The 12,773-nt window shown below is 45.4% G+C and carries 8 protein-coding genes; 5 read left to right on the top strand and 3 right to left on the bottom strand.

Translation table 11 applies throughout. From position 1 onward, the window contains the following. The first annotated feature begins 40 nt into the window (after nucleotides 1-40). Nucleotides 41-2,959 carry a sensor histidine kinase gene (locus tag QUB13_RS01830; RefSeq protein ID WP_333378304.1) on the top strand — a complete coding sequence of 973 codons (2,919 nt, stop codon included), beginning with the start codon at nucleotides 41-43 and terminating at the stop codon, nucleotides 2,957-2,959. Nucleotides 2,960-3,173: 214 nt separating this feature from the next. Here the strand turns inward: QUB13_RS01830 and QUB13_RS01835 are convergent, their stop codons facing one another. Continuing rightward, entirely contained in the window at nucleotides 3,174-3,644 is a 471-nt protein-coding gene (locus QUB13_RS01835) for an ABA4-like family protein (protein ID WP_333091266.1), read from the bottom strand. 384 nt (nucleotides 3,645-4,028) lie between these two features. Between QUB13_RS01835 and QUB13_RS01840 the strand changes: the two genes are divergently transcribed. Then, nucleotides 4,029-5,042, top strand: a complete 1,014-nt coding sequence (locus tag QUB13_RS01840) for a leucine-rich repeat domain-containing protein (RefSeq protein WP_333378307.1) — start codon at nucleotides 4,029-4,031, stop codon at nucleotides 5,040-5,042. Nucleotides 5,043-5,287: 245 nt separating this feature from the next. On the opposite strand, the gene QUB13_RS01845 is transcribed toward QUB13_RS01840, so the two are convergent. Continuing rightward, nucleotides 5,288-6,787, bottom strand: a complete 1,500-nt coding sequence (locus QUB13_RS01845; protein WP_333378309.1) for a phytoene desaturase family protein — start codon at nucleotides 6,785-6,787, stop codon at nucleotides 5,288-5,290. Between the two features lie 449 nt (nucleotides 6,788-7,236). Between QUB13_RS01845 and QUB13_RS01850 the strand changes: the two genes are divergently transcribed. The 3 genes from QUB13_RS01850 to QUB13_RS01860 all read left to right on the top strand — a co-directional run bounded on the left by QUB13_RS01850 (nucleotide 7,237) and on the right by QUB13_RS01860 (nucleotide 10,925). Further along, nucleotides 7,237-8,922 carry a hypothetical protein gene (locus QUB13_RS01850; protein WP_333378312.1) on the top strand — a complete coding sequence of 562 codons (1,686 nt, stop codon included), beginning with the start codon at nucleotides 7,237-7,239 and terminating at the stop codon, nucleotides 8,920-8,922. A 221-nt stretch (nucleotides 8,923-9,143) separates the two neighbouring features. Beyond that, complete coding sequence (locus QUB13_RS01855) at nucleotides 9,144-10,139, top strand: pentapeptide repeat-containing protein (protein WP_333091270.1); 996 nt, start codon at nucleotides 9,144-9,146, stop codon at nucleotides 10,137-10,139. A 150-nt stretch (nucleotides 10,140-10,289) separates the two neighbouring features. Further along, complete coding sequence (locus QUB13_RS01860) at nucleotides 10,290-10,925, top strand: hypothetical protein (RefSeq protein WP_333091273.1); 636 nt, start codon at nucleotides 10,290-10,292, stop codon at nucleotides 10,923-10,925. Nucleotides 10,926-11,018: 93 nt separating this feature from the next. Here the strand turns inward: QUB13_RS01860 and ureC are convergent, their stop codons facing one another. Continuing rightward, a complete protein-coding gene (gene ureC, locus QUB13_RS01865) occupies nucleotides 11,019-12,743 on the bottom strand; it encodes an urease subunit alpha (RefSeq protein ID WP_333378316.1) in 1,725 nt (574 codons plus the stop codon). Nucleotides 12,744-12,773 lie beyond the last annotated feature (30 nt).

The raw sequence follows: 12,773 nt of genomic DNA on the forward strand, positions 1-12,773 counted from the left end.
GGTAATTTGAAATTGGACAAAGGTGTGGGGAAGTTGGAAAATGGGGCATGAGCAAAGATCGAAGGATTTAGACGAACAAATGGCGCGCCTGGAGCGCGTTCTCCAAACTCTGCGAGAAGAGGAGAATGTGGAAGTGTTGCTGGAAACCACTCTGGGTTACTTGCAAGCGGAATTTGATTGGCGGTTGATTTGGATCGGATTGTACGATCGACAAGCTCACCGATTGTTCGGGAAAGGCGGCATGACTCCTAACGGCGACTTGTCTTTTCTCAAACAGCGGTTTGCCCTGAATCCGGGGGATTTGCTCGAACAAGTGGTGATTCAACTGCGCCCGGTGGGAGTCCCGGATTTGCGATCGGAAAATAGAGCGGGAGAATGGCGCAAGGCAGCTCAAACTTTCAACGTTCAAGGCACGACTCTGTTTCCGTTGCGCTACAAAGACCGCTGCTACGGCGTGATTTTGCTGGGGACAGACCAGTGGGGAGCGTCGCCAAAGTCGGAGGAAAAAACGCAGTTGGCGATCGTATTTGGAGCGCTGGCAACTGCTCTTTATCAAATAGAAAAAGATTGGCAGCGAGAACAAGTCAAACACCCGGATGAGTCTCTATTAGCGCTGATTTCGCAGTTGCGGGAATTGCGATCGCTCGATCAATACTTGCAAGCGGTAGTAGAACAGGCCCATGAATTTATCGAGCCGGCGCGGACTAATGTTTATTGGTTCGAGGCAGAGCGGCGCTATTTTTGGCGCAGAGTCAGCAACCGCCAAGTGTCTCCGGGTTTGGGCCCCCAGCGACCGGCTTCGGGGATCACGGTGCAAGACTTGGGCGAATTTTATCAGGCTTTGACTGCAGAACAAATGGTTTGGATCGGTGAATCTCACAGTTCTCTGAAAACTGAGCTGACTGGGCGGTTGATGCAGCAAATCCGCGCTCGCTCTCTGTTGGCTGCGCCGATTGTTTCCGAAGGCGAATTGTTGGGATTTCTGGCAGTGGAAGCGACGGAGGCGCGGATTTGGCAAGACAATGAAAAACATTACTTGCGGGGAGTGGCGGAGTTGGTGGCTTTGACTGCTCCTCTGTCGGAAATGGAGGAGAAGATTGAGCAAGCACAGCTCGATCGAGATTTAACTGCCGGCATTGCTCGTGCCATTTACAGCGATGCTGACTGGGAGGCGACTTTGAAAAATACTGCCGAAAAGTTGTGCTCTCGGCTCAAATGCGAATATTTTTTGCTGTTGCTGTACGGTGAAGAACAAAATTGCTTTGAAATTGTCTCCCAAAATCTGCCCCGCAACCGCAGGCCAGTGCCTTCGCCGCTCAAAGCTCTCGATGCGGCTGACAGGCTGCTGCTGCAAGAGTGCGGGGAACCTCTGGGGATTGAAAATTGGGAGGAAGACGGGCGGTTGGGAGCTTGGCGGGAAGTGCTGGCGGAGTCGGGTGTGCGATCGCTTTTGGCATCGAACACTAGGGGGAAAACGGCAAAGTCCGAAAACAGCAATCCCAAATCGCCCGTCGAAAATCAAAAATTGATCGAGGGTTTGCTGGTTGTTGGGCACAGCGCCACTCGTACTTGGAAGCGCGCGGAGCGAGAGTTAGTTGAAATAGTCAGCCAACAGCTAGGATTAATCTTGCACTCTTGGCAGCAAAGTTCCCAAATCGATAAATATCAGCAATTCTCGCGATCGCTCAAATCTGGGTTAGCCGTTTTGCAGCATTCTGGCGAGGTGCAATTCGGGCAACAGAAATCTGCTTCGGCTGTAATTTTCCCAGAGTTGCCGCTGCAAAAACTCGATCGTAACTTTGCTCAACAAATTTCCCAGATAATTTCCTGTCCTTTAGTAGCCATCATTACTTGGCATCCGGGCCAGGAGTTGGGTTCAATCTCTGCAGCGGTAGCGGCCAATCCCGTATTTGCCCTCAATCCCGATGCCGAGATTCCCGTGCAAACAGATGCTTTGATCCAGCAAACCCTGGCGCAAAGAGGGTTGCTGCAACTGAACTTAAGCCAAGTCCCGCTGGCGACGAAGCGGTGGCTCCGCAGTCCTGGAATTGGCGAAATTATGGCGGTGACACTGCAGACAGCCCCAGAACACGCTCCCACGGGCATTGTGGTGGTTGCCGACGCTCACGGCCGCCAGTGGTCTGAGTTGTCGGTGAATTTACTGAGTTCGATGGTGTCTCAGTTGGCTTGGTGGCACAGGTATTTGGTGGTGCAATCTGCCACTGAGTCGCAGCGATTGGATCTGGAAATGCTCAACTGGTACAAGCTGCGACGTTTTGAGGATTTTTACCGCACTGTGGGAGCGGGGATGAAGGAGTTGGGGGAGTTGAGCCAGTCGATTTTGCAGTCGGCGAAGGAACAAAAGGATGCTCTGAAAACTTTGCGCTACCAACAGGTTTTGCGACAAATGGGCAATGCTTTGGGGTCAACTCATTTGATGTTGAAACACGAACAGTGGCGGCTGCAATTTGCACAAGATGCGGTGTCTGTGAGCGCTTGGTTGAGGCGATCGCTCGATCGCGCGGCCGCCGGTGTCAAACAGTCGCAAGTCTTGCTGGAAGTCAACACGGAGGCTGCTGTGTCGGTGTCTGCGGGCAAGACTTTGAGCGTTCGCGCTGACAGCATCAAGCTGGATTTGATCCTGTGCGAATTGCTGGCGTTGGCTTGCAGGCGCTCTGGAGTTGGTGACAAGATTGAGATTCGTTCTGTACTGTTAGGGGAAGATTTGTTAGAGGTGTCTGTGCTCGATAGCGGTCGAAAGTGCGATCGACAGTTAATTGCTGCTTTCAACGGCGGTTCCCACCACGATATACTGGCCGTTTCGTCACATAGATCGATCGTCCAAAATCTTTTAATTTGTCAGCGAGTGGTACGCTTAATGGGGGGAGAATTTTCCTTAGAAAGGTTAGAAAATAATGCAATTGTCGCCCGCTTAGTCCTGCCCCTAGCCACTTCTTAAAATTCTGTTGATTTCCTAGGGCGCGCCTTGTGTCTACTGTTGAATAAACGAACAATTGCATGAATCACTGAATTGATACAGCAACCGCAGATGTCAGGTAGATGCAACACCGATAAACGCAGATAATGTCCTGTGAAGTGATATCAATTCCGGTTGCAATCCTCATGATGTTGACTGTTAACTGTCAACAGTCAACAGTCAACGCCTGAATTTACTATTCCGATGCTAACGGATTTGATATAACACTTGCCGCCGCCTCAGAATTCGGAAAAAACTTGGCAGTAATCCAAGCAGTTACAATATGGGAAAGCAATCCCATCGGCCCTGCAAACAAACACAAAGCCAAAGAATGAACCGTCCAAACTCCTGTCCGCTGTCCTTCCAAATAAATCCATCGCCCGACAAACAAATCCATCACTAAAAAATGAATCCATCCCGTAGCCGCCGCCGTTTCTTCTCCCAAAAATTTAGCAATATCTGCTAGTTTTGGATTGGACAAAGCCGCCGCATTTTCCGCCGTCAGACTGCTACCAAATAAATATATGTACAAGAGGGCGAGCACCACAAACGGAATAAAGGAATTCATTACTTTTCTGGTAATTCCCCAGTTTGGTAATAAAATCATAATTGCCCAAAAAGGTAAAACAAACAGATTACCCGCATTGAAAATTAGTTCTGGTGTCATAGTTTGCTATTTGCTCCTGCAAAATGCGATAGAATCAAGACTGTTAAGATTACTTTACACAATTTTTGCTAAAAATTATCAAAATATGCCAAAAATTTAATTCACAAATTAAAAAGAGTTGCTATACTGATCCCAAATCTAAGACTTGTGTCATGTGCGATCGATTAATCGCACTACGAACCTTAGAAAACTATATTTGGAAGGTGCTGATGCGTTTAGGAATGACATCTAAAATCCGAAATATAGCGGTTCTCAAAAAAGTGAGATATGCCCTATGCCCTATGCCCTATGCCCTATGCCCTATGCCCTATGCGCCATGCCCCATGCCCTATCCCTTATGCCGGATAGTACCTCATCTTTCTAAGAAAGGCTATATCAAATTCCATGACAACAACTTACAGTAATTTTCCTGATTGGTGCAAACATAAAGAAAATCTCTCTCCCGGTGCGAAACATACCGTAGATATACTGTTGCAAATATCAGATACTGCCGAATGCGATCGAGCCGATGAACTGCTTTCTAGTATAACAGAACTCAACCTCAAACAACTTCAAATTACCGATATCAGTCCCCTTTCATCTTTCACTCAACTTACGAGTTTGATACTCGACAGCAATCAAATATCTGACATCACTCCCCTGCAATTTTTAACTAAACTGAAAACTCTGGTAATGGATGTCAATCATATATCAGATATCAGCGCGCTTTCATCTCTTACTAATCTGACTAGACTCGTTCTAGATACCAATCAAATATCAGACATTACTCCCCTAGCTGCTTTAACTAATCTTACGGAACTTGTCTTGTTTGACAATCAAATATCCGACATCAGTTCCTTGAAAAATTTAATCAAGTTAAAATCGCTAATTTTCTACGCAAATAAAATTCACAATCTCGCTCCTTTAGCAAATTTAACTGAGCTCAAAGTTCTCTATCTTTACCAAAATAAAATATCAGACATCAGCCCGCTGGCTTCTTTGAAAAATCTACACACGCTATTTTTGTTCGAGAATAAAGTATCTGATTTAACTCCGCTAAAAGCTTTAACTAATTTAAAAAAATTAGTTTTATTCCAAAATCAAATATCTGATATTAGTCCTTTGGCAGATTTAACTGCTTTAGTTGAACTAAACCTAGGTAACAATCAAATATCAGACATCAGTCCGCTGAAATCGTTAACTAATTTGACTCAACTTTATCTGTTCAATAATCGGATTTCGGAGGCTGGGGCGCTACAAGCTTTGAATAATTTATTTTTGCTCGATTTGTACAATAATCAAATTTCTGAAATCGGTTGGCTGCAATATTTGCAAAGGTTGACGGCGCTTGACTTGCGCGGAAATCCGATTGTGAATAAGATTTGTCCTGTCAATCCTGAATCTATATGTCGGTTTTAATTGTTAAGGACGTGGCGAAATCTGGGCTCTTGTGATAGGATGTGGAACGTTGGTATCAGGAGAAAGTTATGAGTTCGCACGATGCTTTGATGTTAGTAGTGCTGCTGTTGCCAGGTTTGGCTTTGTCGATCGCAATTATGGGCAGTTTTGCCGCTGGTGGATAAAGTGTTCGATCCTGCAGATTTTAGTCCTCTGATAATTTTAAAGAGGACTAAAGTCTTCACTACAAACCTGTTGCTGCTAGTTTACAAAAATTGTGCAGTCACATCGGAATTTACCAGGGTGTTGGCGCACAAAATACCCGATGCTGCGACGGCGGGAACGCCAATTCCCGGCATGGTGCTGTCTCCCACCCGATACAAGCCTTTGACTGGGGTTTGCGGCCCGGAAAATGTGCCTTTTCCGGCGGCGATTGCAGGCCCGTAGGTTCCTTGATATCGGCGCAAATATCGGGCGTGGGTTAGCGGTGTGCCGATCGACTCTAACACTATTCGCGATCGCAAATCCGGTATAATTTTTTCTAAAGCTTTGAACAGAGATTGCGATCGCCCTTGTTTCTTTTCCTGATAACCGCCGCCGTATTCCCAACCTGCGTAAGGTTCCAATGTATAAGCGTGAATGGCATGATGTCCGGGCGGCGCTAGAGTTTTATCCCACACTGTCGGAATCGAAATCATGCAGGTATTTCCGGGTACTGTAATGTCAATTGTACTGTCGTGAACGACGACGTGGTGGCCGGTCAATCCTTCGAGTTTGTCTGCTTTAATGCCTAAATGCAGGTGCATGAAACTGTTTATTGCTGGCACCGATAAAGCCGTTTTTCGGTAGTTGGCCGGCAAATCTTCAGGCCGCAGTAACTTTGTATAAGTATCCCAAACGGTGGCATTTGAAATGACAATTGGGGCGCGGATAATTTCGCCGTTTTGCAAGCGAATGCCCGTGGTTTTGCCGGATTCAACTAATATTTGCTCGACTGGTGTTCCCAATCGAAATTTTCCTCCCCACCGCTGCAAGCCTCGAACTAAGGCATCGACGATCGCACCGCTGCCTCCTACAGGATATTCGATCGCCACTCGCGATCGTTCGCCAATCATAAAAGCAATTTCTGGCGCGACAGTTTCGTGGGCTTTCAAGCCCGACAGCAAAAAGCATTCCAAATCGATCAAACGCCGCACCCAAGGATCGCGCACGTCTCTATCCATTAATGTACCAGCCGAACTGGCGATCGCCCCCAATGACGGTAACAGCTTCAGCAAAGCAGGCGAGTACCGAGACAGCAACACAGGTATCAATTGCCAGTCCGATCTCAGCGCCAAAGCCGGAATTCCACGCAAAGCGTCATACACAACTAATAGATTTTGTTGAAATTGCTGCAATTCTATAGCGCCTTGCGGTGTGAATTTAGCTACAGCATCTAAGTAATTTCTCGCATTAGCATAAACTGGCAAACTTCCTTCAGGAAAATGGTAATGGCCCAGCGGATCGTAGGCAATTACTGCGATCGATTCCTCCAACACATTCAAGACTTGCGACAAAGGATTGAGCGACTGCGAATCGCTCAAACCGCAATAAAAAGAAGGCCCAGAATCAAAGTGAAATCCCCCGCGCCAAAAGCTGTGAGCCGCCCCGCCCGCTATGGTGTGGCTCTCGCAGACGAGTACCCGCTTCCCGTAGCGAGAAAGCATCGAGCCTGCGACTAAGCCGCCAATACCGCTACCAATTACGATCGCATCAAAGTCTTGCATTTATCAAATGTGGTATAATTGTATTATTTATTGCTGACCCGCCAGAAACAAGTACAAGCCCCGACTTATAGCCTATTTCAAAAAGGTGAGCAACAGGCTTAGATTTGAGATTTTAGATTGAGGGATCTATCGATACCTCATCGAGAGTGAGAACTGCTATAAGTAGTGAATTATCGCAAAATTTTAGACCCTTGCTGAAATCCGGTGATTCGCAAAGCTGCAAGTCAATCCAAAATCTCAAACTTGTTCGCTCGCAAAGTCGAAAAATCTAAAATGGAAAATCCACTGCATCTTGACCCGCCCAAAAACGGCAGCCCCCGCAGGACAGTCGTGGAACTCCTAAAATTTTAGACTCAAGTTGGGGCGTCGGTGAATCACTGGCGATGCAAGTAAATCTCAAATCTCAAATCTCAAATCGACTGACAGGGTATTTTTTGGAGAGGAAAACTATGCAAGCTTTATCTATTTTAGATGAAGTTGTTCGCGAATTAGAACAAGACATCAATCTCTCGCGCATAAAAAAAATTATATTTTTTGCTTGTAAAGAGTGTTGGGAAAACGATTCGACCAAACTCGCTAGCGCCGATGTAAAGAGTTTAATCCAAGAACTCTGCGCTAAATACAACAAGTTAGAAGATATTGAAGCAGTTTTAAGCAGTCTAGTTGCTAAGGTAAATAAAAAAACCGAGTACGCTTTAATGGCAGATCAAATCGTCTGCCAACTGAGCAGGCTTTACGAATACCAAGACTTCACAAAATTAGAAACAAACATATCTAATTTTGGCGGTTACGAAGCACCTGCATTTGACGAACACTTCAGTTCGGAACTGCCACCAGAGGAGTTGAACGAAAGAGACCCCGGAGATCTATTTGATGTCCGACAAAAAATTTTACAGCAAACAAATCCGCTGAGGGCGAAAATCCTTATTTTTTCTACTCTTTATCACCAGTTCACTTTTAGCGAGCGCGACTGGATGCTGCTAAAAAGCCAAGAACTTGACAATCTGCTGCGACAACTGTTTAAAGTCTGCAGCAGTCTGCCCGAACTCGAATCTCAGTTGTACAGAACTGCCGGCAGTCTCGACAACACAGACGAATCCGACCAAGTGGCTAGCGTGATTATCAAAGCGATGAATTATTGTTACGCAAAATTTCCACAGAAAGAACACGATCGAGCCGAAGATTCTGTTACCGAAGATTACGATCGAACCCATTTAAACAACAGCTTTTATCAAGAAAACGAGCCGGTTGACAGGGACAACGATTATTTTGAGTCTGGCGATATTACTCAAATCATTCAAGCTGCTCCCACTCACTATTATTATGACCCAGAGCAGACTTGCTTAGTGCCAGATGCGGCAGAACATACCAAGTTTAAACAACCCGAAACCAGCAGCAATAATTCTACGGCTAATTTCGGAAAGGACTTGGTAGAAACCTTACCAGTTTCAGAAACCCCGACAGTTATCGAAATTTACGAGCCGATCGTTCCAGTTACTATCAATATTAGCGATTCCATCAAGCGTAAGTTGGGATTGGAAGAAGAAATGACAGGATTGGTCAGTCAAAGCGCTAACTCAGCAACGGATCAAATAGAAAAGATATTCAGCGAGTTAGAAGCTGCTTTGAACGGCAAATTTTCTACGGAAAGTCCAGAGGAACGTTTGTATTTGAAATATAAAAATCTCAGAGATTATGTAGAACAAGTTCAGGGATTTACCGACAAATTAATTGAAATTCTGAAGGAAGTAGAGTCAAAAGAAAGCGGGTACTCTCCTTCTGAAACCTCCGAAAATATTGCCGAAAATAGTTCAGCAACAGAGCCGCCAAATTCCCCAGAGAAACCAAATCAGTATCAGCTTGTGGAAATGGCACAACAAGGCAAGCCAAAGGCGATCGCCCTATTGATCAATCAATTGCTACAGCCTAAAGGAATTACCGCTATAGCCGGATTTAAAGATGGTTGGCTCCACGTTATTTTAGAGTCTGCCGAATCACCAAACCAAGAGACTACAGCTACATACATTCACAAAAAACTGTGTACTTTAAAATCAAAATATCTGACTCGCGTGAAAATTCACGGGCGACAGGTAGGCAACAAAACAGTCGCTTGGACTCAAGAATTTGTGAATTAAACTCATTACATTCCCTCGACAGAATGGAAGCATCTCAGTTTGGCAAAAAGCTTTTTTTTGTTGAGCCTGCGAGCGTCCCAGATCGGGATGCTCGCACTATAAAAGGCTAAACTGAGATGCTCCCGACAGAAGTTTGCGGCCACAAAAACTAAGTTTGCAAGACAAAGACTGAAATTCAAAAATTCAAGTAATAGCATATTTTACCCAGATTCAAAACAAATATGAATGCCAGCGAAATTTTAAGGCGATATACATCAGGAGAACTAGATTTTCAAGGTATGAACCTCAGAGGCGTATACCTCAGCGGCGCGGATTTAATTGGCGTAAATTTAAGCAGTGCTGACCTCTGGGGTGCAAACTTAACGATGTCATACCTGAGCAGAATTAACCTTCAGAGCGCAAATTTAACTAATGCCAAGTTGTGCGGTGCTAACTTAAATCAGGCCAACTTGAGCGGAGCAAATTTGTCCGATGCAGACTTCCACGGAGCGACTTTGCAAGGTGCAGACTTTCGCAAAGCCAACATCTCTTTAGCAATTTTTATCGATGCAAATTTGAGCGATGCAGATATGCGAGGAGTCAATTTGCAAGCTACAGACTTGCGAGGCGCTTGCTTGCGCGGTGCAAATTTGCGTAAGGAGCCGCGAATTTTTGAGGGTGCAAATTTGCGGAGTGCAAATTTGCAAGGTGCAGATTTGCGGGGCGTCAATTTGCTAGGTGCAGATTTGACTAAAGCTAATCTCAGTCAAGCGAATTTGACTGAAGCATCTCTACGGGAAGCAAATTTGACTCAGGCGAATTTGAGCGAAGCTATTTTAAATGGCACATTTTTGACTGAAGCAACTTTGGTAGAAACAAATTTTTCTTGGGCTGTTATGACAAATGCTAAGTTAGAAAGAGCTATTTTAATTGATGCTGAATTGGCTGGTGCTAATTTGCGCGGTGCATTTCTTCCTGATGTTAAATTGAGCAATGCTAATTTAGTTATGGCTGATTTGAGTCGAGCTAATTTGGTGAGGGCTGATTTAAGTCGAGCTAATTTTAATCAAGCAAATTTGACTGAAACCGATATGACTGATGCTTACCTGGCTAGAACAGATTTGCGGGAGGCAATTTTGCACCGCACAAATTTGATGAGAGCCGATTTGAGCACTGCTAATTTAGCGGGAGCTCAGTGGCGCGGTACAATTATGCCAAGTGGAGAATTGCACGGATAGTAATTGGGAATTGGTAAGGGGAATTGGTAATTTTTAGGGTGGCTCAGCGATTAGTTTATCAATGCTGTCAAACAGCTAGCTGACGCATACTGCAAGGTGCAATTTAAATCCACAGTAGCTGAGCGTGACAGTAGTTTTTACTCATGAGTCATGGGAAATTATAAAACAGTTTTTTTGTTCAACAGCCTAACCTTACTATTAGTTGGGTTGGTGACTGGATGCTTGAGTTTATTCGGTTCTTCGGTAAAAGGGTTATTTTTGCCGCCTTGCTCTACCACGTATCCGGGTGCTGGTTTCTTTTTCTTGGCGTTTCAAATGTTATTTTATTTATCAGTAATGGTATGCGTTTTTACCTTTGGATTGCTGAGAATTATTCAACCAAATCGCCCAGAAAATAGATTTATTTTATATTCGGCACTGTTTACAGGTTGCTTTCTGTTCAATGAAGTTTTTCGCACCCACGTTCATCTGGGGCGTGCGGGTTTTCCTAAAGTGACAATTGTCATATTTTATGCGGTGCTGGCAATTGTATACGGATTGGTTTTTAGGAGGCAAATTAAATTAACTCCCTATCCTTTACTGTTGAGCGGCGTTGGGTTGTTATTTGTTGCCTTTTGTGCAGAAGCGCTGCCTTTAAAAAACGAGATTGTTTCGAGCTTGTTGGAGGGAATTCCGAAGTTGTTGAGCGGGATTAATATTGCACTTTATTTTTGGTTTGTGTGTCAGGGTTCGATCGTGCGATCGCTCAATGGGGCTTTCGGGGCGGGCGGGACACTCCACAATTAAATTTACTGCTTGTGGAACAGGCCGAAAAGCCTGTTCCTACTCGATATTTTAGTCTGCGAAGAGGGAATAACAAAGCCGGATTTGGTATCCCAATCAAAACAGAAAATATCTCTGCGCCATTGGCAAAACTGTTGCCGGTTCGCAAGTCAACAATTCCCCATCCGCCCTCACTTCATAGGTTTCTGGATCGACTTCCATATGCGGCAAATAATCGTTCAGTTTCATATCTCTTTTACTAATTTGTCGCGTCCCCGAAACTGCTACAGTTGGCTTTTGCAAACCGAGCTGTGCGGCAATATCTCGATCGCGCGCCGCCTGAGAAACAAACGTCAAACAAGTCGCCCCAATCGCCCCCCCAAAGCTGCCAAACATCGGCCGCATATGCACCGGCTGCGGCGTGGGAATGCTGGCGTTAGCATCTCCCATCTGCCCGTAGGCGATCGCCCCTCCCTTAATTACCAGTTCCGGTTTCACCCCAAAAAACGCCGGCCGCCACAAACACAAATCCGCCAATTTCCCCTCTTCCACCGAACCCACATACTGACTAATTCCGTGAGTAATCGCCGGATTAATTGTATATTTTGCAATGTACCGCTTCGCCCGAAAATTGTCATTTTCTCCCCTTGTGGAACGGGCATCTTGCCCGTTCAAAATCCCCCTTTGCACCTTCATTTTATGAGCCGTTTGCCAAGTCCGAATAATCACTTCCCCAACCCTTCCCATCGCCTGCGAGTCAGAAGAAATCATACTAAACGCGCCCAAATCGTGCAAAATATCTTCAGCAGCAATCGTTTCCCTTCTAATTCTCGACTCAGCAAAAGCCACATCTTCAGGAATCCCCCGATCCAAATGGTGACAAACCATCAACATATCTAAATGTTCTTCCAAAGTATTGACAGTGTAAGGGCGAGTCGGGTTAGTAGACGAAGGCAAAACATTAGCTTGACCGCAGACTTTAATAATATCCGGTGCGTGTCCGCCGCCTGCACCTTCGGTGTGGTAAGTGTGGATTGCCCGATTTTTAAAAGCAGCAATTGTCGCTTCCACAAATCCAGCTTCATTGAGAGTATCGGTGTGAATTGCAACTTGCACGTCGTACTCGTCAGCTACACTCAAACAATTGTCGATCGTCGATGGCGTAGTTCCCCAATCTTCGTGGAGTTTCAAACCCATTGCACCGGCGAATATTTGTTCGACTAATCCTTGAGGTTGGCTGCTATTTCCTTTACCTAAAAATCCCAAATTCACCGGGAAAGCGTCGGCTGCTTGCAGCATTCTGTACATATGCCAAGGGCCGGGAGTGCAAGTGGTGGCGTTTGTACCCGTTGCGGGGCCAGTGCCGCCGCCGATCATTGTAGTGATTCCAGAGGCGATCGCCACTTCTATTTGTTGCGGGCAAATAAAGTGAATGTGAGAGTCAATTCCCCCAGCCGTGAGAATCATTCCTTCGCCAGCAATTACTTCTGTACCAGGCCCGATAATAATATCTACCCTATCTTGAATGTAAGGATTTCCGGCTTTACCAATTTTGTAAATTTTGCCGTCTTTAATCCCGACATCTGCTTTAACAATTCCCCACCAATCCAATATTAAAGCATTAGTAATTACCGTGTCAACAGCACCGTCAGCATTAGAAATAGGCGACTGTCCCATACCATCGCGAATGACTTTGCCGCCGCCAAATTTAACTTCATCCCCGTAGGTTGTGAAATCTTTTTCAACTTCAATGAATAATTCTGTATCGGCTAACCGGACGCGATCGCCCGTTGTCGGCCCAAAAGTTTCCGCGTAGGCGCGACGATCCATTCTGTAACTCATATTAATTAGCTCCTTATCAGATTTTCTAGA

The sequence above is a fragment of the Microcoleus sp. B4-D4 genome (assembly GCF_036705185.1).
Taxonomy (GTDB): Bacteria; Cyanobacteriota; Cyanobacteriia; order Cyanobacteriales; family Microcoleaceae; genus Microcoleus.